We start from the raw sequence: 22,996 nt of genomic DNA on the forward strand, positions 1-22,996 counted from the left end.
CCTCCGGCTGACGGCGTCGGCGGCGGGCCCGCCCGGCCGGTGTGCTCGGCGTCCGGGATCCGGCCCGCTCCTGTCCGTCCGAGTGTCGAGGACGAACGGGCCGGGCTCAAGCCTCACTTGCGGGGCTCGGGACGAGGTCCCGGCGCCGCGCGGCCCGGTGCGGGGGACGGCCTCTCGGGGCGAGTCCGCTGCCGTGGGCCCTGGGGCCCATGTGCCCCAACTGCACCAGGAGACGTGGGCCGTGGCCGACTCCGTGTGATGTCCGTCATTTGGGGCGTGACGCGCATCTCTTCCTGCCCAACGGCGCGCCGCCGGACGCTAAGGTCCGGGCCGAGAGGCGTAATGAACAGATACATGCACAGGGAGTAAGGGGACAGCCGCATGGCCAAGAAGCTCGCCGTCATCGGAGCCGGACTGATGGGTTCCGGTATCGCTCAGGTCTCCGCTCAGGCCGGGTGGGACGTCGTGCTGCGGGACGTCACCGACGAGGCGCTCAAGCGGGGGACGGACGGCATCAAGGCCTCCTACGACAAGTTCGTCGCCAAGGGCAAGCTGGAGGCCGGCGCCGCCGAGGCCGCGCTGGGCCGCATCACGGCCACCACCGACCTGGACGCCGTCGCCGACGCGGACATCGTCGTCGAGGCGGTCTTCGAGGACGTCGACGTCAAGCGCGAGATCTTCCGCACGCTGGACGGCCTGGTCGGGGACGAGACCGTGCTGGCCTCGAACACCTCCGCCATCCCGATCACCAAGATCGCGGCCGCCACGAAGCGCCCCGAGCGCGTGGTCGGCGCGCACTTCTTCTCCCCGGTGCCGATGATGCAGCTGTGCGAGCTGGTGCGCGGTCACAAGACCAGCGACGAAACGCTCGCCCGCGCGCGCGAGTTCGCCGAGGGTGTCGGCAAGACCTGCATCGTCGTCAACCGCGACGTCGCGGGCTTCGTCACCACCCGCCTCATCTCGGCGCTCGTCGTCGAGGCGGCGAAGCTGTACGAATCGGGTGTGGCCAGCGCCGAGGACATCGACGTCGCCTGCAAGCTGGGCTTCGGCCACGCCATGGGCCCGCTGGCGACCGCCGACCTGACGGGCGTGGACATCCTGCTGCACGCCACGGGCAACATCTACACCGAATGCCAGGACGAGAAGTTCGCCCCGCCGGAGCTGATGCGCCGCATGGTCGACGCCGGCGACCTGGGTCGCAAGAGCGGTCAGGGCTTCTACCAGTACTAAGGCTGAACCGTCCACCGAGTTCACCCCCGAGGGTGAATTCGGTATGGGTTCCCTTATATGCGGCAACTTTGTCGTGTGAGAGGCAGTCAGTTCTTTAGAACCACGACCACATCACGCACACGCACCACTACCGGGAGCGCATATGCACATCAGGGGCGACCACGCCGAACTGGTCGTCGGGGGGCGCCTCGACGTCCGCAGCGCGGCGGACGCCCGTACGGTGCTGCACTCCGCGCTCGACGCGGGCCGGGGCGACCTCGTGCTCGACCTGACCGAGCTGGACTCCTGGGACGCCACCGGACTCGGCGTCATCATGGGTGCCCACCGCCGCGCCGGGCGCACCGGCCGGCGGCTGGTCCTGCGCGGTGTGCCCGACCGGATGCAGCGGGTCCTGGTCGCCACCCGGCTGCACCGCATCCTCGCCATCGAGGAGGACACCGGGGCGGACCACCGCCGCCCCCTGCCCCACGTGTAGCGCAGAGCGCCGGGCGGGTCCCGTGAGCCCTTTGCGCCCCGAGTGCCCCGATTCTCATGAGACTGTGACGTCCCATGGCGCCGGGGCACCCTCCGGGTCGTAGATACTGTGCCAAGGTCTGTTCGGTTTCCCGCCGCCCAAGAAAGCCCACGGCGGGCACCGGACCGGAAGCGACGGCACGGGCAGCTCCCGTCCGGAGGGTCGAAGGAGTGCGGACAGGCCGGAGGGCACGACGGCACGCCACGCATCTGGGGGGCTGAAGAACCATGGACCCGACGAACCGGGGATCCGAGGAATTCCGCGACGACGAGAGCGCGTCCGCCACCGACGGCGGCAGGCGACGCCCGCCCCGCGAGGGCGGTCTGCCGGCCCCGGAGACCGCCGGCGGCCCCGTCCGCGTCGTCCAGCTCGTCGCCGGCGACTACCTCCTGACCGTCAACCCGGTGGACGGCAGCGAGATAGAGCCCTGCCCGCCCGGTGCCCAGCCCAGCCGGTCCCGGCGTCACGACCCCGACGAGCGCGCCGAACTGCGCCGCGCCGCCACCCCGCCGCGCCCGGCCCGCCCGGCCGGCCCCGAGATCCCCCTGCTCCACCGCGACGAGGAGCGCGAGAGACTCGCCCGCCTCATCTCCCGCGGCCGCTCGGTCCGCCTGACCGGCCCCTCCGGCTCCGGCCGCAGTGCCCTCCTCGACGCCGTCGCCGAGGACTGCGAGGACCTGGCGCCCGACGGCGTCGTACGCCTCAGCGGCCACCACCGCACGCCCACCGACGTGCTGTACGAGCTGTTCGCCGCCGTCCACCACGCGCCGCTGCACCGCCCCGACCGGGCCGCGATGCTGGCGGCGGTCCACGACATCGGCGCCGTCGTCGTCCTCGACGACCTGGAGTTCGGCGGCAGCACCCTCGACGAGCTCCTCGACGCCACCCCCGAGTGCGCCTTCCTGCTGGCCGCCACCCCCGACGTCGCCGCCCCCTCCGCCGACTCGCACCTGGAAGAGGTCTTCCTCGGCGGTCTCGACCGCACCAGCTGCCTGGAACTGCTGGAGCGGGCCGTGGACCGGCCGCTCACGGACGAGGAGGCGGGCTGGGCGGCCGACCTGTGGTTCGAATCCGAGGGCCTGCCCCTGCGGTTCGTCCAGGCCGGCGCCCTGCTCCGGCAGCGCGACGCCCTCGCCGCCGCCCCCGCGGCCGTCGACGAGTTCGGCGTCTTCGCCGAGCGGCCCTACCGGGCCGAGGACGCCACCGAGGACCCGGCCGAGGTCCAGGACGTGCCGCTGCCGACCCTCGCGCAGGCCGCCGCCCCCGCCGCCCTGCTCGCCTCACGGCTCGGCGAGGCGGCCCGCGACACCCTGCGCTTCGCCGTCGCCCTCGGCGGCGAGCTGCCCCACCAGGCCCACCTGCCGGCGCTCGCCGGGGACACCCACGCGGACGCCGTCGTCGGCGAGCTGCTTGCCTGCGGGCTGATCAGCGCCGTCGGCTCCCACTACCGCCTCGCGGCGGGCGTCGCCGACCAGCTGCTCGCCCAGGACTACGGCGACGAGGCCGTCGCCCGGGCGCACTCCGCCGCGCAGCACTACGCGTGGTGGGCCGGGCACCCGTCCGTCACCCCCGAGCGGATCGCCGTCGAGGCCGACGCCATCCTCGCGGCCCTCGCCGTCCTCGTCGCCGACGAGGACTCCGGGCACCGCGCGGCCGCCGTCCTGCTGGCCCGCACGGCGGCGCCGGCCTTCGCGGCCGCCCTGCACTGGGGCGCCTGGGAGCGCTGCCTGCGCCACGGTCAGGAGGCCGCCAGAGCCGCCGGCGAGGTCGGCGAAGAAGCGTATTTCCACCACGAGTTGGGCGTTCTCGCCCTCTGCACCGGCCACGTCGACCGCGCCCGCGCCGAGCTGGAGGCGTCCATCGGACTGCGCGGCGTCCTGGCCGACAAGCGCGGCGCCGTCGCCGGCCGCCGGGCGCTCGCCCTGGTCGCCGACCGCTCGGGCCTCGCGCTCGGCGCCCGCCGGCTTCCCGGCCAGACGCCGCCGAGGCCCCTCGCCGGTGCCGGGGACAAGACCCCGCCCCTGCCGCCGCTGCCGGCCCCGCGGGCCGACCGGAGCACGTCCGCCGGCGAGGAGGTCCCCGACGCCCGCAGCGAGGAGTCCGCGGCCCCGCCCGCCAAGGCGCCCGCGTCCTTCGCCGCCCGGCAGCCCGCCGGGAACGCGACCACGGTCGTCAACCGCGTCCCGGCGGCCTCCGCCGTCCCGCCGGCCCGGCCGGCACCCGCCCGGGTGCCCGCCCCGCCGAGCGGCCCCCCGGCCGGCGGCCCCGTGGCCCGGCAGCCGTGGGTCCAGAAGCTGATGTCCGGCGGCAACAGGCGCAACCTCGCCGCCGCGGGCGCCGGCGTCCTCCTCGCCGCCGTGCTCGGCACCGTGGTCACCCTCGGCGCCGCCTCCGGCGGCAGCACGGGCGGGCACTCGGACACCGTGAAGCCGGGCCAGTCCGCGTCCCAGCAGGACGGCGGCGACGGCCTGACCGCGGACGAGCCGGCCGTCGGCCAGCCGGGGGCGCCGCAGGTGCCCGCGCGCAAGGCCCGGCCCGGGGAGACGCCCCGCCCGGGCGGTTCGCCCGGCGCGCCCGGCGGCACCACCGCGCCGTCGCCGTCCGCGTCGCCGAGCGGCGGCTCCGCCACCCGGTCGCCCTCGCCGGACCGGCCGTCGCCGAGCCCCAGCCGCACGTCCGGCGGCGAGTCCCCGAAGCCGTCGCCCAAGCCGACGCCGACGAAGACGGGGGGCGACAAGCCCTCGGACTCGCCGAAGCCCCCGACCACCGCGCCGTCCCAGCCGCCGACCAGCGGAAGCTCCAACTCCGCGAGCGGCCCGGCGCCGGGCCGGACCACCACGGGCGCCCCGGCGCCGGGGACCCCGGTGGCCTGAAACACAAGGGGAAGGGCCCGTACGCCACCGGCGTACGGGCCCTTCCCCTTGGTGCGCGGACTCGCGGCGGTCAGAACAGCCGCAGCTTGTCGTCCTCGATGCCGCGCATCGCGTCGTAGTCGAGCACGACGCAGCCGATGCCGCGGTCCGTGGCCAGCACGCGCGCCTGCGGCTTGATCTCCTGCGCGGCGAAGACGCCGCGCACGGGCGCGAGGTGCGGGTCGCGGTTGAGCAGCTCCAGGTAGCGCGTGAGCTGTTCCACACCGTCGATGTCGCCGCGCCGCTTCAGCTCCACGGCCACCGTCTGGCCGTCCGCGTCCCGGCACAGGATGTCAACGGGACCGATCGCCGTGGGGTATTCGCGGCGGATCAGGGTGTAGCCCTCACCGAGCGTCTCGATGCGGTCGGCGAGCAGCTCCTGGAGGTGGGCTTCCACGCCGTCCTTGATGAGGCCCGGGTCGACGCCCAGCTCGTGCGATGAGTCGTGCAGCACCTCTTCCATGGTGATGATGAGCTTCTCGCCCGCCTTGTTGATCACCGTCCAGACTCCGTCGCCCTCCTTGAGGGTGCACGGCGGCGACATCCAGTTCAGGGGCTTGTAGGCCCTGTCGTCGGCGTGGATCGAGACGCTGCCGTCCGCCTTCACCAGAATCAGGCGCGGGGCGGAGGGCAGGTGGGCGGTGAGCCGGCCCGCGTAGTCCACGGAGCAACGGGCGATGACGAGACGCATGGTGAGCCACGCTACTCGACTCCTGCCACTTCACGCGATTCGCCCTGGAAGGGGCCCTCGGGCTTTGGCCAGTTGTCGGTGTTCTCCTGGTGGGGCAGCAGTGGCCGGATTACCGTTGAAGCGGGCGGTCGCCGTACGGGCACAGGGCGTCGTCGTCCGCTCGCCCACCCCTAGACCCCGCACGCGGGGTCGCGAGAGGAGAACCCATGTCGCTCGACGTCTCACCGGCCCTCCTTGAACAGGCCGAGCGAGGCGAGGTCGACGAAGCCGAATTCGTCGACTGCGTCCGGACCTCCCTGCCCTACGCGTGGGAGATGATCAGCTCCCTGGTGGACCGGCTCCAGGCCGACGGTGGTGAGTTCGCCGACAACCGGACGCCCCCGCCGGACGAGCAGGCGCGCGGGCAGCTGCTGCGCGCCCTGGCGAGTGACGCGATCCGCGGTGCGCTGCAGCGACACTTCGGGGTCCGCCTGGCGTTCCAGAACTGCCACCGGGTGGCGGTCTTCCCCCTGGACGCCTCGGTGGACCAACGCCTGGCCCGCTTCACCTCGATCCGCGGTCAGCTGCTGAACCAGTCGCCGGAGCTCCGCGACTGCTGACGCGTTCCGTGCTGCCGCTCCGGGACGCGGGAGGAGCGAGGAGAAGGGGGCGGCAGCTCAGTCGAGCAGCGGCAGCACGTCCGCGCCGAGCCGGCGCAGGTTCTCCTCGGTGGCCGCGAGATCGCCCGAACCCTCGGCCAGCAGGGCGAAGCGGCTGATGCCCGTACGCTCCGCGGTGGCCGCCAGGCGGTCGGCGCACAGCCGGGGCGAGCCGACGGGGTGCAGCTCGCAGAGCAACTCGGTGTACGCGAGCGGATCCCGCATCCTGCGGAGCCGGCCGTCGACCGTCACATGGGCGGACAGTCCGTGGTGCAGCCATCCCGGCATCGTCTTCAGCAGCGTCTCCGCCGCCTCCTGGCGCCGGTCCGCGATCTGCACCACCCCGGCGGACACGTGCCCGGCCGCCGCGACCGCCTCGGGTGAACTCCCCGCCTCCAGCGCGCACTTGCGCCACAGGGCGACCATCTCCGCCTTCTCCTCGTCCGCGCTGTGCATGCCGAGCAGCATCGGCAGCCCCTGGGCGGCGGCCAGCCGCACGCTCGCGGGCGAGGTGCAGGCGACGATCACTTCCGGGCCGGCGGAGTCCAGCAGTTCGTCCGGGCGGGGCACCACCGGCACCTCGCGGAACGCGAACCGCTCGCTGGAACTGCCGACACGGGGCTCGCGCAGCCAGCGCATCAGCAATTCGAGGGATTCCGGGAACCCCTCTTCGTACGCCCCCAGGCCTGAGTTGAACACCTCCAGGTCGACCCAGGGCCCGCCCCTGCCCACCCCCAGAGTGAACCTTCCTCCAGACGTCAGGTGCAGCAGCGCCGCCTGCTCGCCGAGGGTCACCGGATGCGTCGTGGGCAGGACGCTCACGGCCGTGCCCACCCGCAGGGCGCGCGTGCGGCCGAGCAGCAGGGCGGCCAGCGTCACCGCCGAGGGACACACCCCGTACGGTACGAAGTGGTGTTCTGCCAGCCAGACGGCGTCCAGCCCGGCCTCCTCGGCGACCTCCGCCGAGCGGACGGCCCTGTACAGCGCCTCCTCATGGCCCTGGCCCGGAAACTGGGCGGCCAGGACAAAGGCTCCAACGCGCATCGCTCTTGTACCTCCTAGCGACCGACGCGGCTTCTCCCCCTGGAGGCAATAACGCCTGACACGTGCCAAAGGTACGGCCGGGCATGAAGTTTTCATGATGATCGGAGAGTTCGCGGCATAGGGCGGACCGGATGCCGGATCGTGGGGGCGACCACGCCGCGTAGGCTGGTTTGCGACCCGTAGCCCCAGACCCACCGAGGTGCCCCGTGTCTCCGCGCCGAAACCGCCCCCGAGGCGGCGCCGACCCACAGACCTCCCTCCCGCGCGACGGGAACAGCGAGCGCTACGGGCTGGAGCGCACGGAGTCCTGGCAGGGCGAGGAGTGGGCCGTGCGCATGATCGGCGGCGGCGCGGCGGCGAAGCACTACCGCTGCCCGGGCTGCGACCAGGAGATCCCGCCCGGGGTGCCGCACCTGGTGGCGTGGCCGCGGTTCGGCGGGGGCGTCGAGGACCGGCGCCACTGGCACAAGTCCTGCTGGAACGCGAAGGACCGCCGGAGCGCGCGGCTCCAGCGGTCCCGTAACGCGCCGAGGTACTGAGGGCGCCCTCGGCGGGTGTCCCTAGGCGTCGCGCTTGAGGAGCGAGGTGTAGGCGCCCCCCAGGGCGACCGCCGTCGCGCCCAGCATGATCCACAGCGGCGTCCAGCCGGTGGGGCCGCCGAGGGTGTTGACGTCGTAGAGGGCGGCCATCTGGCTGGGGATCGAGTAGCCGAACAGGGCGTCCCGCACGTCCTGGAGGCTGGACGTGTCCATGAACAGCGCCATGATCAGCGGCAGGAGGACGATGCCGAGCATCGTCGTGATGGCACCGGCGGCGTGCCGCACCACCGTCCCGACGGCCAGCGAGACCACGCCGAGCAGCGACACGAACAGGCTCATGCCGATCGTCGCCCGCACCCACTGCTCCCCGCTGGGGTCCACCGAGGCCAGGTGACCGGCGAAGACGTCGTCGGCCACCGCCACGATCCCCGTGCTCAGCAGCGTGATCGTGAAGGTGAGCAGGAAGAACACGACGGCCTTGGCCGTCAGCACGCGGGCCCGGTCCGGGCAGGCGGTCAGCGTCGTGCGGATGAGGCCGGTGCCGTACTCCGAGGAGATCGTCAGGACGCCCAGCGTGATCACGCACATGACGCCGAGCATCACGCCGTAGAGGCCGAGGACCAGGACGGACCCGGTGTTCTCGCCGGTGGAACCGTTCGTGGACCCGAGCGCGACGGCGATCAGCAGTCCGATGCCCACCGTGAGCACGACCATGGTGCCCAGCGTCCACATCGTGGACCGCAGGGAACGGATCTTGGTCCACTCGGCGGCGAGCGCGTCGGTGAGCGTGGCCCTGCGCAGGGGGATCGGCGACACGTAGCCGCCGACGGGCGTCTGACCGGGCCAGTAGCCCTGCGTCTGCGGCTGGGGCTGCGGCGGGAAGGCCGGGCTCGCCGGCGGCACGGGCGGCTGCTGCGGGGGCGCGGTGTGCTGCTGCGGGGTGTTCATCGGGCGTCCTGACTGTCGCGCTTGGTCAGATCGGCGGGGGCGGCGGCTGCCGGCTTCGCCTGCGGGGTGGCGGGCGCGGGGCCGGTGGCCGGGGCGCCGCTCGGCGCCGCCGGCACCGGGACGGCGGGCGGGGCGGCCTGGGGCGGCTGCGGGGCGCCCTGGGCGTACGGGTTCGGCTGCTCGCCCGGCAGGGCCGGGTATGCCTGCTCGGGCCGGACCGCGGGGGCCGGGGCGTAGGGCTGCCAGCCGGGCTGGGCCGGGGCCTGGAAGCCGGCGCGCTGGTCGGCGGTCGAGCGGTAGTCGACCGCTCCCTGCGTCATGCGCATGTAGGCCTCCTCCAGGGAGGCCTGGTGCGGGGAGAGCTCCCAGAGGCGGACGTCCGCCCCGTGGGCCACGTCGCTGATGCGCGGCAGGGCCAGGCCCACCACGCGCAGGGCGCCGTCCTGCTCGGGCAGCACCCGGCCGCCGGCCTCGACCAGGGCGGAGGTGAGCTTCTCGCGCGCCTCCGGCTCGCCCTCGGGCGTCCGGACGCGGGCGAAGTCCGAGGAGTTCGCGGAGATGAAGTCCTTGACGCTCATGTCGGCCATGAGCTGGCCGCGCCCGATGACGATCAGGTGGTCGGCGGTCAGGGCCATCTCGCTCATCAGGTGCGAGGAGACCAGGACCGTGCGGCCCTCGGCCGCGAGCCGCTTCATGAGGTTGCGGACCCAGAGGATGCCCTCGGGGTCGAGCCCGTTGACCGGCTCGTCGAAGAGCAGCACCTGGGGGTCGCCCAGCAGCGCCGCGGCGATGCCCAGGCGCTGGCCCATGCCGAGGGAGAAGCCGCGGGTGCGCTTCTTGGCCACCTCCCGCAGGCCGACGACGTCGAGGACCTCGTCGACGCGCTGGGCCGGGATGCCGCCGAGCTGGGCGAGGGAGAGCAGGTGCGTACGGGCGCTGCGGCCGCCGTGCACGGCCTTGGCGTCGAGCAGGGCGCCGACCTGGCGGGGCGCGTTGGGCAGCTTGTGGTAGGGCAGACCGCCGATGGTGACCCGGCCGGAGGTGGGTACGTCCAGGCCGACGATCATGCGCATGGTCGTCGACTTGCCGGAGCCGTTGGGCCCCAGGAACCCGGTGACCATGCCTGGCCGCACGTGGAACGACAGGTTGTGCACGGCCGTCTTGGCGCCGTAGCGCTTCGTCAGGCCGACTGCCTCGATCATTCTCCGCCCCTCACGAACTGGCACAGGGCGTTAGCCCCCGTAAGGGTAAGGAGGATAAACGAGTGGTTGACGGTTCCTGGAGAACCGCACGTCACGGAGGGTGCCCGGAAGGAACCGGAAGGCGGCGCGGGTGGTGCCGGTGGGTCGGGAGCGCCTGGTGGGGCGGTCGTGCGATCACGGGACGTGACGGGAGACGGTGGGGGAGGGGTGTGCGGACACGGTCTAGGCGTCCCGCTTCTTCAGCAGCGCGTACCCCCCGGCCAGGGCGGCCACGACCCACAACACCATGATCGCGAAGCCGCCCCAGGGTCCGTACGGGGCGTCGCTGTCGCGGGTCACCACCTGCATGACCTTCTGGCCCGCCTGGTCGGGGAGGTAGCGGCCCACCTTCCGCGTCGCGGGCACGTTCCCCAGGATGTTGGAGATGAGGAAGAAGAACGGCATCAGAATGCCGAGCGAGAGCATCGGGCTGCGCAGCATCGTCGCGACGCCCATCGAGAACACCGCGATCAGCGTCATGTAGAGGCCGCCGCCGACCACCGCGCGCAGCACGCCCGGATCGCCGAGTTGTGCCTTGTGGCCGTCGAGCATCGCCTGTCCGACGAAGAAGGTCACAAAGCTGGTGACCATTGCGACGGCGAATGCGAGCAGCGCGGCAATAGCGATCTTGCAGGCCAGAAAGGTGCCGCGCTGCGGAACGGCGGCGAGGGAAGTGCGGATCATTCCGGTGCTGTATTCGTTGGAGACCACCAGAACACCGAAAACGATCAATGCGAGCTGGCCGAGTCCCATACCGGCGAAGCTCGTATAGGTGGGATCGAAAAGGATCTTGTCTTTCTCCGGCATGCCGTCGAAGGCGTTCGCGGTCAGCGCGCTGATCAGCGCGCCCAGGCCGACGGTCACCACCACGGCCAGCCCGAGCGTCCACACCGTGGAGCGCACGGATTTGATCTTCGTCCATTCCGATCGCAGGACCTGGGCCGCCACCGCCATCGTCACGATCCCTTCTTCCGCCAGTCGGCTCCCCAGGCCCCCGCGGGGGCCTTTGCCCCGGCCGCGGACCGCTGGTGGTTCTCGTGCGCGTGGTACTCCACCGAACCGGCGGTGAGCCGCATGAAGGCCTCCTCCAGGGACGCCTGCTGGGGACTGAGCTCGTGCAGCACGATCCGGTGCCGGGCCGCCAGCTCGCCCAGGTGCGCGGCGTCCTCGCCCGTCACCTCCAGGGCGCCGTCGGCGCCGGGCGCGACGTCGATGCCGGCGCCGTGCAGCACGTCCCGCAGCCGCTCGGCGTCCGGCGAGCGCATCCGGACGTACGAGCGCGAGTTCTCGCTGATGAAGTCGGACATGCTCATGTCGGCCATCAGCCGGCCGCGACCGATGACGATCAGATGGTCGGCGGTCAGGGCCATCTCGCTCATCAGGTGCGAGGAGACGAAGACCGTACGGCCCTGGGCGGCCAGCCCCTTCATCAGGTTGCGGATCCAGTGGATGCCCTCGGGGTCGAGCCCGTTGACCGGCTCGTCGAACATCAGGATCCGGGGGTCGCCCAGCAGCGCCGCCGCGATGCCCAGGCGCTGGCCCATGCCCAGCGAGAAGCCCTTGGTGCGCTTCTTCGCCACCGAGGTGAGGCCGACGGTGTCCAGCACCTCCCGCACCCGGGCGGGGGCGATCCCGTTGCTCTGGGCCAGACACAGCAGGTGGTGGTAGGCGCTGCGACCGCCGTGCATGGCCTTGGCGTCCAGCAGGGCCCCGACGGCCCGCAGTGGGTCGCGCAGCTCCCGGTAGTGCCGGCCGTCGATGCGGACCGTGCCGCTGGTGGGGTTGTCGAGGTCCAGCATCATCCGCATGGTCGTCGACTTGCCCGCACCATTGGGGCCCAAGAAGCCGGTGATGATGCCGGGGCGCACGGTGAACGTGAGGTGATCGACGGCGCGCACGTCGCCGTAGTGCTTGGTCAGGCCCTCAAGCTCGATCATTCCGTCACGGTAAGGGCGCCCGCCGGGCCCCGCCACCGGTGGCGCGCACTCCGGGAAAGCGGACCGACACCACTCGGGGAAGCCGGTCAGCGCGCCCCGCCCCCGGCCCGAGGCCGTGCGGGGCGCGCTGAGGACAGGATCCCCCCGGACGAATGACGGTCGTACGCCGCGTCGTCAGCGGCTCTGCTGGGCCGGGACGCCCCGCGAGATCGGCTCGTCGTCGCCGGGCACGCCGGCCGCGGCCACCGCCGCGCCGGTCAGCGTGGCCAGCATCTCGCGGACGTTGGTCAGCTGGGCGTTGATGCTGTCGCGGCGGTTGGTCAGCGCCGCCAGCTCGCGCTCGGACTCGCTGCGGATGCGGTCCGCCTTGGCGTTGGCGTCGGCCACGATGTCCTCGGCCTGGCGCTGCGCGGTCTCCACCGTCTGGCGGGCGCGGCGCTCGGCGTCCGTGCGCAGCTTCTCGGCCTCCAGGCGCAGCTGCTCGGCGCGGTGCTCGATCTCCGCCAGCCGCTTCTCGGCCTTGGCCTGGCGGGAGGCGAGGTCGCGCTCGGACTGCTCGCGGCGCTTGGCCAGGTTGGTCTCGAAGTCCGCGGCGGCCTGGGCGGCCTTGGCCCGGGTCTCCTCGAAGAGGGCGTCCGCCTCCTCGCGCTTGGACTGGGCGTCCTTCTGCGCCTCGGCACGCAGCGTGGCGGCGTCGCCCTTGGCCTTCTCGACGATCCGCGCGCCCTCGTCCTCCGCCTTCGCCTTGCGGTCGGCGGCGAACGACTCGGCGTCGTTGCGCACCTGCTGGGCGGCCGACTCCGCCAGCTCGCGGTGCTGCTCGGCGGCGCGCCGGGCCTCCTCACGCAGGTCCTTGGCCTCTTCCTCGGCCAGCCGGAGGATCTTCTCGACCCGCGCGCCGAGGCCGGCGTAGGAGGGCTCCGCGTCATTGATCTGAGCCTGAGCGTTCTGCGTCTCGAGGTGGAGCTCCTCGATGCGCTTTTCCAGAGAGGTGATCCGGGCCAGTGCGCTGTCACGGTCCGCTACGAGCTTCGTAATGCGGTCGTCCACCTGGCCGCGGTCGTATCCACGCCGCACCAACTCGAAGCCGAAGGGGGAGGAAGTGTCGCTCATGGGGTTCCTGTCATTGGAGACCTGTGAGGTGATAGAGGGAATCCTAGGGGCGTGAGCGGCGTGTCATCGTGCAGATGGTTGTAGACAGTTGGGGAATCTGGAAAACGAACCCTCGATTGAGTGGCTACTTCTGGGACTGCTTGCCACCCGATCGAGTAGCGCCGACACCTGCCGTCGCCTTCACCCCGCCGTCCTTGGAGCCGCCTGCCCCGGGGGACTCAAATGATTCCAACGCCTCCAACACGTCCTGGACACGGGAAATCTCGGCCTGAATGTCCTCACGGCGACGGACCAGCACCTCCAACTCCCGCTTTCCTTCCTCCAGAAGCCGTGCGGCCTCCTCCTGAGCCTCGGTGCGCAGGCGCTCCGCCTCGCGTACGGCGGCGGCCTTCTTCTGCTCCGCCTCCTTGATCAGGCCCTCGGCCTTCTTCACGGCGGCGATGCGCACCTTGTTGGCCTCCCCGGCCGCCTCGGAACGCAGCTTCTCCGCCTTCTTCTCGGCGCTCGCCAGCTGCTCCGTGGCCGCCTCGACCAGCTTGTCGCAGCGCTCGCCCGCCGACTGCATCGCCTCGGCCGCCTCCCGGCGGGCGCGCTCGTGCAGCTCCTCCACCTCGGCCTCGATGCGGGACCGCAGGTCCTCGGCCCGCTCCCTTATGCCGGTGGCGTCCCCACGGGCCTCGGACAGCAGGCTGTTGGCGTCCGCCCGGGCCTGCTCGACCAGGGCGTTGCCCTCGCCGGTCGCCTCCGCGACGATCCGCTCGGCCTCGCGGCGGGCCGCGCCCACCATCGTGTCGGCCTGCTCCTCGGCCGCGGCGGCGGCCCGCAGGGCCTCCTCCTGCGCCTTGGCGACGAGGGCGTCGGCCTGCTCGGCGGCGTCCGCCAGCCGCCTGGCGCCCGCGTCCCGCGCCTCGTCGACCGTGCGTTCGCCCTCGGCCCGCGCCTCGGCGCGCAGCCGCTCGGCCTCCAGCACGGCGTCGGCCTTGATCTTCGCGGACTCGGCGCGGGTGCTGTTGGCGTCCTCCTGGGCGGCCGCGAGGGCCTCGCCGGCCTCGGTGGCCATCCGCTCGGCCTCGGCGGTCGCCTCGGCGATGAGGCTGTCCGCCTGCTCGGCGGCCTCCGCCCGGCGGGCGTTCGCCGCCTCGCGGGCCTCGTCGGTGGTGCGGCCGGCCTCGTCCCGGGCGGCCTCCAGCACCGCGTCGGCGTCGGCCCGCAGCCGCTCCGCCTCCGCGCCCGCCTCGGCCAGGGTGCGCTCGGCCTGCTCGGTGGCCTCCGCCCGGTGCGCCGTCGCCGCCGCCTGGGCCTCGGCCAGGGCGCGGGCGGCCTCGTCGGCCATCTTCCGCGCCTCGTCCGCCGCCTTGGCGATCAGCTCGTCCGCCTGCTCGGCGGCCTCCGCCCGGCGGGCGTTCGCCGCCTCGCGCGCCTTGTCCAGGATGCGGTCGGCGTCGTCCTGCGCGGACGAGGTCAGCTCGGCCGCCTCGTTGACGATCCGCTCCGCCTCGGCGCGGCCCTCGGTGCGCATCTTGTTCGCGTCCTCGCGGGCCTCCGCCCGCGTCCGCGCCGCGTCCTGCTCCGCCGACGCCAGCGCGTCGGAGGCGTCGGTCCGCATCTGCTGCGCCTTGGCGGACGCGTCCGCCACCATCCGCTCGGCCTCGGCGGTCGCCTTGGCGACCACCGCGTCGGCCTTCTCGTCGGCCTTCGCCTTGGCCTCGGCCGCGGCGGCCCGCAGCCGCTCCGCCTCCGCGGCGGCGTCGGCGAGGGTGCGCTCGGCCTGCTCGGCGGCCTCCGCCTGCTGGGCGTCGGCGGCCTCGCGGGCCTCCTCCACGGTGCGGGTGGCCTCGGCGACCAGGCGTTCGGCCTCGGTGGTCGCCTCCGAGACGAGCTCGTCGGCCTGCCGGGCCGCCTCCGACCGGCGGGCGTTCGCGGCCTCGCGGGCCTCGTCGACCGTACGGGCCGCCTCCGCGCGCAGCCGCTCCGCGTCGGCGTCCGCCTCGGCCCGGTGGGCCTCGGCCGCCTCGCGGGCCTTCTCCTCGAACAGGGCCGCGTCCTTGCGGGCGGCCTCCACCATCTCGGCCGCGTCGGCGATGAGCCGGTCCGCGTCCGCCGACGCCTCCGCCCGGTGCGCGTCGGCGGCCTCACGGGCTTCCTCCACGGTGCGGGTGGCCTCGGCGGCCATCTTCTCCGCCTCGGCCGTGGCCTCGGCGATCAGCTCGTCGGCCTGCTGGGCCGCCTCCGCCCGGCGGGCGTTGGCCGCCTCGCGGGCCTCGTCGACCATGCGCGCGGCCTCCGCCCGCAGCCGGTCGGCGTCCGCGTCGGCGTCGGCCACGGTGCGCTCGGCCTGCTCGGCGGCCTCGGCCCGCTGGGCGTCGGCGGCCTCGCGGGCCTCCTCCACGGTGCGGGTGGCCTCGGCGACCAGGCGCTCGGCCTCGGTGGTCGCCTCCGCGACCAGCTCGTCGGCCTGCCGCGCCGCCTCCGAGCGCCGGACGTTCGCCGCCTCGCGGGCCTCGTCCAGCACCCGGGCCGCGTCCGCGAGCGTCTGCTCGGCCTGCTGCTCCGCGGCCTCCGAGGCGGCCTTCGCCTCCGCACGGGTGCGCGCCGCGTCCTCGTCCGCGCGCTCGCGCTCGGCGTACGCCTCGGCGCGGACCCGGTCCGCCTCGATCTGAGCGTCCGTCACCGTGCGCTCGGCGTTGTGCTCGGCCGCCGAACGCAGCCCGGCGATCTCCTCCTCGGCCTGCTCGTGCAGCCCGGCCACCGCGTCCCGCACCTGCTGCGCGGTCTGCTCCGCGGCGGCGACCAGCTCGGACGCCCGCCGCTCGGCCTCCTCGACCAGGCGCCGGCTCTCCTCCTGAGCCTCGGCGACCCGTGTGCGCGCCGACGCCAGCAGCTCCTCGCTCTGCTCGCGCGCCGCCTCGCGCTCGGCCTGCGCCTCCGTACGGGCGTCACCGAGCAGCTCCTCCGCCTCGCGGCGGCGGCGGGCGGCCTCCTCCTGCGCGGCGGTCAGCGCCTCGGCGGCCTCGGCGGCCGTCCGCTCGGCGGCGGCGTTCGCCTCGGCCCGCACCCGGTCGGCCGCCTCCTGCGCCTCCGTGCGCAGCCGCTCGGCCTCGGCCTCGGCCTCCTCGCGCAGCCGCGCGGCCGTGGCCTCGCCCTCGGCTCGCGCCCCGGACGCCTCGGCGGCGGCCTCGGACCGCAGCCGCTCGGCGTCCGTCTCGGCCTGCGCCGACAGCGTGCGCACCCGCTCGGCGGCCTCCGAGCGCAGCCTCTCGGCCTCCTCGGCGGCCTCGCGGCGCAGCTTCTCGGCCTCCGCGCGGGCCTCGCGCAGCGCCGTCTCCGCCGCCTCGACCCGCTGCTCGGCCTCCGTCTGAAGACGGGTCAGCTCCGCGTCGGCCTCCAGACGGCGGGCGCGGGCCGCCTTCTCGGCCTCCTCGCGCGCCGCCCGGGCGGCCTCGGCCGCCTCCGAGCGCACGCGCTCGGCGTGGTCCTCGGCCTCCTCGGCCATCTCCTCGGCCTCGGTGCGCGCCCGCTCCAGGGCCTCCTCGGCCTGCTTGCGCAAGGTCGCGGCCCGCTCGGCCGCCTCCGCACGCACCCGCTCGCTCTCGGCGGTCGCGCCCGCGCGCGTCTCCTCGGCATCCGCCTTGGCCTTGACCAGCAGCTCCTCGGCCGTGCTGGCGGCCTCCTCGATCTGCTGGAGCGCCTCGCGGCGCGCCTCGCTGCGCAGCCGCTCGCCCTCGGCGACGGCGTCCGCCCGCAGCTGCTCGGCCTCGGCCCGCAGCCGGCGCGCCTCCTCCTGGAGCTCGACCGTCTTGGCCCGGTACTCCTTGGTGTCGTCCTTGGCCTCGCCCTTGAGCTGCTCGGCCGTGTCGGCGGCCTGCGCCCGCAGCCGCTCGGCCTCGGCCTCGGCCTCCTTGCGGATGCGCTCCGCCTCCACGGCGGCGGCCTTCGTGGCGGCCTGGGCGTCCTGCGACGCCTTGGCCAGCACCTCCTCGGCCGTGCGGGCCGCCTTGGCCAGCTGCGCGGCCGAGTCCTCGGCCACGGCGCTGCGCGCCTTCTCGGCGGCCTCGGCCACCAGCCGCTCCGCCTCGGCGGCGGCGTCGGCACGCAGCTGCTCGGCCTCGGCCCGCAGGGCCTCCGCCTCCTTGGTGGCCTCGCTCACCAGCCGCGCGATCTCGGCGCGGGCGGTGCGGGTGCGCTGCTCGTTGTCGGACTCGGCGCTCGACAGGCGCGCCGTCGCGGCCTCCTTGGCCTCGGCGACCAGCTTCTCGGCCTCGGCCCGGGCCTCGCGCAGCGCCGTGTCCGCCTCCTGCATCCGCGCCTCGGCGGCACGGGTCAGCTCGGTGGCGGCGCTGCGGGCCTGGTCGGACTCGGCGCTCGTCGCCGTGCGCAGCTGCTCGGCGTGGTCGGTGGCCTCCTGCGCCTGCGCGGAGGCGGCCGTCAGCAGCCGCTCGGCGTCCGTGCGCGCGCGGCGCAGGATCGCTTCGGCTTCGGCACGGGCCTCCTCGGCCGCGGCCCCGAGCCGGCCGCTGGCCTGCTCGGTCAGCCGCTGCGCCTCGGTCCGCGCGGCGGCCAGCGCCGCCTCGGCCTCGGCCCGGGACTCCTCCAGCAGGCGGCGCGCCTGGGCCTCGGTGCGGGCGCGCAGCTGCTCGGCCCAGGACACGTTCTCGTTGACGTGCGACTCGACGGTGCGGCGGCGCTCGTTGAGCTCCTCGTCCAGCCGCTGCCGGCGGGCCACCGCCTCGGCGTGCAGCTCGGCCTCCATGCGGGCCTGCCGCTCGGCCTGCTCCTGGAGCAGGCGCTGCGTCTGGGCCCGGGCCTCGCGCACCTCGCGCTCGGCGTCGGTGCGCAGCTGCTCGGCCTGGATCTGGGCATTGCGCAGCAGTTGTTCGGCCTGATAGCCGATGTCCGCCGAGTCGTAGGCGGGACGGTGAGCGAGATTGCGGCGCGCCTCGTGGAGCTTGGCGCGCAGCACCTCGACCTGATAGCCGAGGTCGTCGGCGTGCTGGACCGCCTTCTCCCGCTCGGTCCGCAGCCGCTCCATCTCGGCCTCGAACTTCGAGAGGTGGTCGTCAGCCTCGTAGCGGTCGTACCCCCGCACAGCGCGGTCCATCCGTCCCCTGGTCGCGTCGGCGGCCGGCCCCGTACTGCGTAGGTGGTGGAACCCGGAGCCCGCCCTTCCGAAGAAATGGTGTCAGATCATCGGCACAGCCCGGTCCGGGGCCTACCCGTACCCCGGCCGAACCTGCACTCTACCGGCCGGGGGAGGGGAGGGTCAGTGGTCCGTCTCCGCGACAGGCGCGGAGGTGACCAGTTCCGTCAGGACCCCGTGGCAGTCCTTGGGGTGGAGGAAGGTGATGCGGGAGCCCATGGATCCGGTGCGCGGCTGCTCGTAGAGGACCCGGACGCCCTTGTCGCGGATGGCCTCGGAGTCGGTGTCGACGTCCGCCGTACCGAACGCGATGTGGTGAACGCCCTCGCCGTTCTTGGCGAGCCACTTGCCGACGGGGGAGTCGTCGCGCGTGGGCTGGAGCAGTTGCAGGTAGGAGGCCCCGCCGTCGGAGGTCTCGTTGATTTTGAGCATGGCCTCGCGGACGCCCTGCTCCTCGTTGACCTCGGTGTGGAACACCTCGAATCCGTACGTGGCACGGTAGAACTCGACGGTCTTGTCGAGGTCGGAGCAGGCGATCCCGATGTGGTCGATGCGCGTCAGCATGGGTCCAGTGCACCGCTGGAGAGGGTGGTTACGCAACGTGCGCGCGATCACACCTTCGGCCCGGTGACCGGGACACGTACCCCTCAGTACATTGACGGGAACCGTCGTTAACATCCCCCTCCGCTCGAAAGGGCCGAGCCCATGACTGGTACCAACGGCAATTCCGGCACGACCTCCGTCATCGTCGCGGGCGCCCGGACGCCCATGGGACGGCTGCTGGGATCGCTGCGCAGCTTCTCCGCCTCCGACCTGGGGGGCGTGGCCATCAAGGCCGCCCTCGACCGGGCCGGCATCGGTGGCGACCAGGTGCAGTACGTGATCATGGGGCAGGTCCTGACGGCCGGCGCCGGTCAGATCCCGGCCCGCCAGGCCGCCGTGAAGGCCGGCATCCCCATGTCGGTGCCCGCGCTGACGGTCAACAAGGTCTGCCTCTCCGGCCTCGACGCGATCGCGCTGGCCGACCAGCTCATCCGCGCGGGTGAGTTCGACGTCGTGGTGGCCGGTGGCCAGGAGTCCATGACCAACGCCCCGCACCTGCTGCCCAAGTCCCGCGAGGGGTACAAGTACGGCGCGATCGAGATGCTCGACGCCATGGCGTACGACGGGCTGACGGACCCCTTCGAGGGCATCGCCATGGGCGAGTCGACCGAGAAGCACAACGCCCGCCTGGGAATCCGCCGCCCCGAGCAGGACGAGATCGCGGCCCTGTCGCACCAGCGGGCCGCCGCCGCCCAGAAGAACGGCCTCTTCGAAGCCGAGATCACCCCCGTGGAGATCCCGCAGCGCAAGGGCGAGCCGGTGGTCTGCAGCAAGGACGAGGGCATCCGCGCGGAGACCACGGTGGAGACGCTGGCCAAGCTGCGGCCCGCCTTCGCCAAGGACGGCACCATCACCGCCGGCACGGCCTCCCAGATCTCCGACGGTGCCGCGGCCGTGGTCGTCATGAGCAAGGCCAAGGCGGAGGAGCTGGGCCTGGCCTGGATCGCCGAGATCGGCGCCCACGGCAACGTGGCCGGCCCCGACAACTCCCTCCAGTCCCAGCCGTCCAACGCCATAAAGCACGCGTTGGGCAAGGAAGGGATCACGGTGGACGACCTCGACCTGATCGAGATCAATGAGGCATTCGCGGCCGTCTCCGTGCAGTCAATGAAGGATCTGGGCGTATCGCCGGAAAAGGTGAACGTCAACGGCGGAGCCATCGCGCTCGGCCACCCGATCGGCATGTCGGGTGCCCGGCTGGTGCTCCACCTCGCGCTGGAGCTCAAGCGGCGCGGCGGCGGCGTGGGCGCGGCCGCGCTGTGCGGTGGCGGCGGTCAGGGCGACGCCCTGATCCTGCGCGTTCCGGGCAACTGACACTCGACGGGTCCTCGCAGAACGGAGCAGTGATGGCGGACGTCCCCACCCTGGTCGAGCAGGCGCGAGAGGGCCGGCCCCGGGCCGTGGCCCGGCTGATCTCACTGGTGGAGGGGGCGTCCCCGCAGCTGCGCGAGGTGATGGCGGCGTTGGCCCCGCTCACCGGCAACGCCTACGTGGTCGGGCTGACCGGCTCGCCCGGGGTCGGCAAGTCGACCTCCACCTCGGCGCTGGTCACGGCCTACCGCCGGATGGGCAAGCGGGTGGGCGTGCTCGCCGTGGACCCCTCCTCGCCCTTCTCCGGCGGCGCGCTCCTGGGCGACCGGGTGCGGATGTCCGATCACGCCTCGGACCCGGGCGTCTACATCCGCTCGATGGCCACGCGCGGCCACCTCGGCGGCCTTGCGTGGGCCGCCCCGCAGGCGATCCGCGTGCTGGACGCGGCCGGCTGCGACGTGGTGCTCGTGGAGACGGTCGGCGTCGGCCAGTCGGAGGTGGAGATCGCCTCGCAGGCCGACACGTCCGTGGTGCTGCTGGCCCCCGGCATGGGGGACGGGATCCAGGCCGCGAAGGCCGGGATCCTGGAGATCGGCGACGTGTACGTGGTCAACAAGGCGGACCGGGACGGCGCGGACGCCACGGCCCGGGAGCTCAACCACATGCTGGGCCTGGGCGAGGCCCGTGCCGCGGGCGACTGGCGGCCCCCCATCGTCAAGACGGTGGCCGCGCGCGGCGAGGGCATCGACGAGGTGGTCGAGGCGCTGGAGAAGCACCGGGCGTGGATGGAGGAGCGGGGCGTGCTGGCCGGGCGCCGGCGGGCCCGCGCGGCGCACGAGGTCGAGACGATCGCGGTGACGGCGCTGCGGGAGCGGATCGGGGACCTGCGGGGTGACCGCCGGCTGGACGCCCTCGCCGAGCGCGTGGTGGGCGGTGCGCTCGATCCGTACGCGGCGGCGGACGAGCTGGTGGCGGGCGTGACCAGCGCCTGAGAGCGCCCCGGCCCTGTGCCTTCGCCTCCCCCCGGGGGGAGCGGCGAAGGCACGGGGCCGGGGAGGGTCAGATCTTGCCGCGCGCCGAGCGCAGGTGTCCGGCCACCGGGGTCAGCGCCTCACGCAGCGCCTTGAGGTCCTCCGGCGACAGCAGGTCTATGAAGTGCTCGCGGACGGACGCGACGTGGTGGGGCGCGACCTGGCGCATCGTGTCCCAGCCGTGGTCGGTCAGGACGGCGAAGAGCCCCCGCCGGTCGGACTCGCAGTTCTCCCGGCGGACGAGGCCGGCGTTCTCCATGCGCGTGATCTGGTGGGAGAGGCGGCTCTTGGACTGCAGGGTGGCGGTGGCGAGGTCGCTCATCCGCATGCGGTGGTCCTCCGACTCCGAGAGGTTGACCAGGATCTCGTAGTCGTTGTTGGTGAGGCCGAACGGCTGTAGGTCCCGTTCGAGCTGGTGCATCAGCAGCCGGCTCACGTCCAGGTGGGTGCGCCAAGTGGCCTGTTCCTCGTCGCTGAGCCAGCGGGTGCCGTTCTCGGTGTCCATAGACGGATTCTACCTAAGAGGTTGAAAGTTTAATCAAATGACAGGTGCGGAAGGAACGAGCGGAACGAGAGGTCATGCGTTCGACGTCACACTCCGCAGAGTACCGCTCACAGCCCGAAGCGGCGCTGGAGGTCGCCCAGCTGGCCCGGTAGACGCGGCGTCATTGGCTGGTTTCCGGGGCTTGCGGGTGATCCGCCCTCGTGATCCGGCGGCGTCTCGCCCGTGCTGATCTCCTCCATCATCTGCTCGGTCGACTGGAGCAGCACCGTCCCCGCCCCGACGAACTCGTACTGGTGCTCCTCGCCGGAGGCGCCGCCGAGGCCCGTCAGCCGCCGCACCCCGCCCATGACCCCGCGCAGGTACTGGTGGTCGTAGTGGTGGCAGGGCGAGGGGCAGTCCGCCCAGCCCACCAGCGCCTGCGGGTCCACCCGGATCGGCGGCTCCACGAAGACGACCGGGCCGTTGGAGGCGGCCACGAACTTCCCCGTCCCGATGAGGGTGAGGAAGCCGGGGATGATCGACTGCTTCAGCGACAGTGACGGCTGGAAGGCGAGGAGGTTGCCCGAGCGCACCGTGAGGTTGCCGTCCTCCAGGTCGTAGGAGTTGACGTCGAAGGACCGGTCCGCCAGCAGCATCTTGCCGCGCCCCTCGGCGACCACCCAGTCCGCGGCGTGCAGGGGCGAGTGGAAGCTCCCCGAGATCAGCCGGTCCAGCGGGCCGTGGCCGATGCCGTGGAAGTCGATCTGCCCGTAGTAGGCGATCATCTTCCCCTTCTGCAGAAACCACTGGCCGTTGAGGTCCACGCTGAAGGTGTACGGATTGACGTTGTCGTCCACCGGAAGGGTGGTCGCGTCATGGGTGACCGGGCCGTTCACAGCTTTTCCTCCGACGCCTGCACGTACACCGTGCCGTTGCCCGACAGTTCGAGGCGGAACGCCTCCCCGGAACCACGGCCGACGACCTCGCGCCAGCCGATGGCGGCCGACAGCTTGTTGCGCACCTCGCCGCGGTGGGCGACGTAGGCCTGCGGGTCGACGACCACGGGCCGCTTGCCGGTGATCGGCAGTTCGATGAAGCCGCCGTGGGCCATCACCGCCACCGAGCCGTGGCCCTTGAGCGTGGTGGTGAACAGGCCCTGCCCGGTGACCTGACCGCGCACCATGCCCATCACGCCTCCCTGGGACCCCATGAACATCGTCCCTTGCTGGAGCGTCCCGTCGAACGCGAGCAGCCGGTCGGCCTCCACGTAGAGGGTGTCGCCGTTCAGGTCGATCACGTGGACGTGGTGGCCGCCGTGCCCGAACATCACCGTCCCGCTGCCCTCGACGGTCATCAGCGGCGTGGCCTCGTTCGCGATCCGGCGGCCGATCATCCCCATCACCCCGCCCTGCCCGCCGGTGATGCTGGGGGTGAAGGAGACCTCGCCCTTGTAGGCGAGCATCGCCCCGCGCTGGCTGAACAGCCGCTGGCCCGGTACGACCTGGGCCTCGACCATGCGCGAGTTCAAGAGCCGGAAGGGCATCAGGCCCCCCTCCTTCGGTTCTCCCGGGAGGGGCCTGTTGCTCCGCCGGCGCGGCGCGGCGGCGCGGCCTCGGTGATCGT

At 73.3% G+C, this 22,996-nt stretch carries 19 protein-coding genes; 7 read left to right on the forward strand and 12 right to left on the reverse strand.

The window, feature by feature from the left end; all coding sequences use genetic code 11:
- Positions 1-381 precede the first annotated feature (381 nt).
- The 3 genes from CYQ11_RS21765 (at position 382) to CYQ11_RS21775 (ending at position 4,617) form a co-directional block, all read left to right on the forward strand.
- On the forward strand, positions 382-1,230 hold the full coding sequence (locus tag CYQ11_RS21765; RefSeq protein ID WP_099201152.1) for a 3-hydroxyacyl-CoA dehydrogenase family protein: 849 nt from the start codon (positions 382-384) through the stop codon (positions 1,228-1,230).
- Positions 1,231-1,372: 142 nt separating this feature from the next.
- A complete protein-coding gene (locus tag CYQ11_RS21770) occupies positions 1,373-1,705 on the forward strand; it encodes an STAS domain-containing protein (protein WP_099201151.1) in 333 nt (110 codons plus the stop codon).
- A 266-nt stretch (positions 1,706-1,971) separates the two neighbouring features.
- Positions 1,972-4,617 (forward strand): Cdc6/Cdc18 family protein, encoded by a 2,646-nt coding sequence (locus CYQ11_RS21775; RefSeq protein WP_099201150.1) that lies wholly within the window; start codon positions 1,972-1,974, stop codon positions 4,615-4,617.
- A 70-nt stretch (positions 4,618-4,687) separates the two neighbouring features.
- Here the strand turns inward: CYQ11_RS21775 and nucS are convergent, their stop codons facing one another.
- Complete coding sequence (gene nucS, locus CYQ11_RS21780; protein WP_099201149.1) at positions 4,688-5,347, reverse strand: endonuclease NucS; 660 nt, start codon at positions 5,345-5,347, stop codon at positions 4,688-4,690.
- A gap of 206 nt (positions 5,348-5,553) precedes the next feature.
- Here nucS and CYQ11_RS21785 point away from each other — a divergent pair, with 206 nt between their 5' ends.
- The gene (locus CYQ11_RS21785) at positions 5,554-5,946 is read left to right on the forward strand and encodes an SCO5389 family protein (RefSeq protein WP_099201148.1); all 393 of its coding nucleotides are present in this window, start codon (positions 5,554-5,556) and stop codon (positions 5,944-5,946) included.
- A gap of 57 nt (positions 5,947-6,003) precedes the next feature.
- Here the strand turns inward: CYQ11_RS21785 and CYQ11_RS21790 are convergent, their stop codons facing one another.
- Positions 6,004-7,029 carry an LLM class flavin-dependent oxidoreductase gene (locus CYQ11_RS21790; protein WP_099201147.1) on the reverse strand — a complete coding sequence of 342 codons (1,026 nt, stop codon included), beginning with the start codon at positions 7,027-7,029 and terminating at the stop codon, positions 6,004-6,006.
- A 206-nt stretch (positions 7,030-7,235) separates the two neighbouring features.
- Here CYQ11_RS21790 and CYQ11_RS21795 point away from each other — a divergent pair, with 206 nt between their 5' ends.
- On the forward strand, positions 7,236-7,568 hold the full coding sequence (locus CYQ11_RS21795; protein ID WP_099201146.1) for an Rv1322 family protein: 333 nt from the start codon (positions 7,236-7,238) through the stop codon (positions 7,566-7,568).
- 21 nt (positions 7,569-7,589) lie between these two features.
- On the opposite strand, the gene CYQ11_RS21800 is transcribed toward CYQ11_RS21795, so the two are convergent.
- The 7 genes from CYQ11_RS21800 to mce form a co-directional block, all read right to left on the reverse strand.
- Positions 7,590-8,516, reverse strand: a complete 927-nt coding sequence (locus tag CYQ11_RS21800; RefSeq protein WP_099201145.1) for an ABC-2 transporter permease — start codon at positions 8,514-8,516, stop codon at positions 7,590-7,592.
- A complete protein-coding gene (locus tag CYQ11_RS21805) occupies positions 8,513-9,718 on the reverse strand; it encodes an ABC transporter ATP-binding protein (RefSeq protein WP_099201144.1) in 1,206 nt (401 codons plus the stop codon). The genes CYQ11_RS21800 and CYQ11_RS21805 overlap by 4 nt, the downstream gene beginning before the upstream one ends.
- A gap of 222 nt (positions 9,719-9,940) precedes the next feature.
- Positions 9,941-10,711, reverse strand: coding sequence for an ABC transporter permease (locus CYQ11_RS21815; RefSeq protein WP_181143875.1), 771 nt, complete (start codon positions 10,709-10,711; stop codon positions 9,941-9,943).
- Between the two features lie 2 nt (positions 10,712-10,713).
- Positions 10,714-11,694, reverse strand: a complete 981-nt coding sequence (locus CYQ11_RS21820; RefSeq protein ID WP_099201143.1) for an ABC transporter ATP-binding protein — start codon at positions 11,692-11,694, stop codon at positions 10,714-10,716.
- A 174-nt stretch (positions 11,695-11,868) separates the two neighbouring features.
- Positions 11,869-12,807, reverse strand: coding sequence for a coiled-coil domain-containing protein (locus CYQ11_RS21825; RefSeq protein WP_071962662.1), 939 nt, complete (start codon positions 12,805-12,807; stop codon positions 11,869-11,871).
- 124 nt (positions 12,808-12,931) lie between these two features.
- A complete protein-coding gene (gene scy, locus CYQ11_RS21830; protein WP_240003568.1) occupies positions 12,932-17,905 on the reverse strand; it encodes a polarized growth protein Scy in 4,974 nt (1,657 codons plus the stop codon).
- A 162-nt stretch (positions 17,906-18,067) separates the two neighbouring features.
- Positions 18,068-18,508 (reverse strand): methylmalonyl-CoA epimerase, encoded by a 441-nt coding sequence (gene mce / locus CYQ11_RS21835; protein WP_099201141.1) that lies wholly within the window; start codon positions 18,506-18,508, stop codon positions 18,068-18,070.
- 141 nt (positions 18,509-18,649) lie between these two features.
- Here mce and CYQ11_RS21840 point away from each other — a divergent pair, with 141 nt between their 5' ends.
- On the forward strand, positions 18,650-19,861 hold the full coding sequence (locus tag CYQ11_RS21840; protein WP_099201140.1) for an acetyl-CoA C-acetyltransferase: 1,212 nt from the start codon (positions 18,650-18,652) through the stop codon (positions 19,859-19,861).
- A 32-nt stretch (positions 19,862-19,893) separates the two neighbouring features.
- Positions 19,894-20,850 (forward strand): methylmalonyl Co-A mutase-associated GTPase MeaB, encoded by a 957-nt coding sequence (gene meaB, locus CYQ11_RS21845; protein ID WP_099201139.1) that lies wholly within the window; start codon positions 19,894-19,896, stop codon positions 20,848-20,850.
- Positions 20,851-20,917: 67 nt separating this feature from the next.
- Here meaB and CYQ11_RS21850 read toward each other — a convergent pair whose 3' ends face one another.
- The 3 genes from CYQ11_RS21850 to CYQ11_RS21860 form a co-directional block, all read right to left on the reverse strand.
- The gene (locus CYQ11_RS21850) at positions 20,918-21,394 is read right to left on the reverse strand and encodes a MarR family winged helix-turn-helix transcriptional regulator (RefSeq protein WP_099201138.1); all 477 of its coding nucleotides are present in this window, start codon (positions 21,392-21,394) and stop codon (positions 20,918-20,920) included.
- Positions 21,395-21,501: 107 nt separating this feature from the next.
- A complete protein-coding gene (locus CYQ11_RS21855) occupies positions 21,502-22,269 on the reverse strand; it encodes an AIM24 family protein (protein WP_099201137.1) in 768 nt (255 codons plus the stop codon).
- Positions 22,266-22,916 (reverse strand): AIM24 family protein, encoded by a 651-nt coding sequence (locus CYQ11_RS21860; RefSeq protein WP_099201136.1) that lies wholly within the window; start codon positions 22,914-22,916, stop codon positions 22,266-22,268. Before CYQ11_RS21860 ends, CYQ11_RS21855 begins: the two co-directional genes overlap by 4 nt.
- Positions 22,917-22,996: the final 80 nt, after the last annotated feature.

The sequence above is a fragment of the Streptomyces cinnamoneus genome, assembly GCF_002939475.1.
GTDB lineage: Bacteria > Actinomycetota > Actinomycetes > Streptomycetales > Streptomycetaceae > Streptomyces > Streptomyces cinnamoneus_A.

Bases quoted from the DNA above. Each gene is read 5' to 3' on its own strand.
- CYQ11_RS21765 (WP_099201152.1), top strand. From the start codon at position 382: ATGGCCAAGAAGCTCGCCGTCATCGGAGCCGGACTGATGGGTTCCGGT.
- CYQ11_RS21770 (WP_099201151.1), top strand. From the start codon at position 1,373: ATGCACATCAGGGGCGACCACGCCGAACTGGTCGTCGGGGGGCGCCTC.
- CYQ11_RS21775 (WP_099201150.1), top strand. From the start codon at position 1,972: ATGGACCCGACGAACCGGGGATCCGAGGAATTCCGCGACGACGAGAGC.
- nucS (WP_099201149.1), bottom strand. From the start codon at position 5,347: ATGCGTCTCGTCATCGCCCGTTGCTCCGTGGACTACGCGGGCCGGCTC.
- CYQ11_RS21785 (WP_099201148.1), top strand. From the start codon at position 5,554: ATGTCGCTCGACGTCTCACCGGCCCTCCTTGAACAGGCCGAGCGAGGC.
- CYQ11_RS21790 (WP_099201147.1), bottom strand. From the start codon at position 7,029: ATGCGCGTTGGAGCCTTTGTCCTGGCCGCCCAGTTTCCGGGCCAGGGC.
- CYQ11_RS21800 (WP_099201145.1), bottom strand. From the start codon at position 8,516: ATGAACACCCCGCAGCAGCACACCGCGCCCCCGCAGCAGCCGCCCGTG.
- CYQ11_RS21805 (WP_099201144.1), bottom strand. From the start codon at position 9,718: ATGATCGAGGCAGTCGGCCTGACGAAGCGCTACGGCGCCAAGACGGCC.
- CYQ11_RS21815 (WP_181143875.1), bottom strand. From the start codon at position 10,711: ATGGCGGTGGCGGCCCAGGTCCTGCGATCGGAATGGACGAAGATCAAA.
- CYQ11_RS21820 (WP_099201143.1), bottom strand. From the start codon at position 11,694: ATGATCGAGCTTGAGGGCCTGACCAAGCACTACGGCGACGTGCGCGCC.
- CYQ11_RS21825 (WP_071962662.1), bottom strand. From the start codon at position 12,807: ATGAGCGACACTTCCTCCCCCTTCGGCTTCGAGTTGGTGCGGCGTGGA.
- scy (WP_240003568.1), bottom strand. From the start codon at position 17,905: ATGGACCGCGCTGTGCGGGGGTACGACCGCTACGAGGCTGACGACCAC.
- mce (WP_099201141.1), bottom strand. From the start codon at position 18,508: ATGCTGACGCGCATCGACCACATCGGGATCGCCTGCTCCGACCTCGAC.
- CYQ11_RS21840 (WP_099201140.1), top strand. From the start codon at position 18,650: ATGACTGGTACCAACGGCAATTCCGGCACGACCTCCGTCATCGTCGCG.
- meaB (WP_099201139.1), top strand. From the start codon at position 19,894: ATGGCGGACGTCCCCACCCTGGTCGAGCAGGCGCGAGAGGGCCGGCCC.
- CYQ11_RS21850 (WP_099201138.1), bottom strand. From the start codon at position 21,394: ATGGACACCGAGAACGGCACCCGCTGGCTCAGCGACGAGGAACAGGCC.
- CYQ11_RS21860 (WP_099201136.1), bottom strand. From the start codon at position 22,916: ATGCCCTTCCGGCTCTTGAACTCGCGCATGGTCGAGGCCCAGGTCGTA.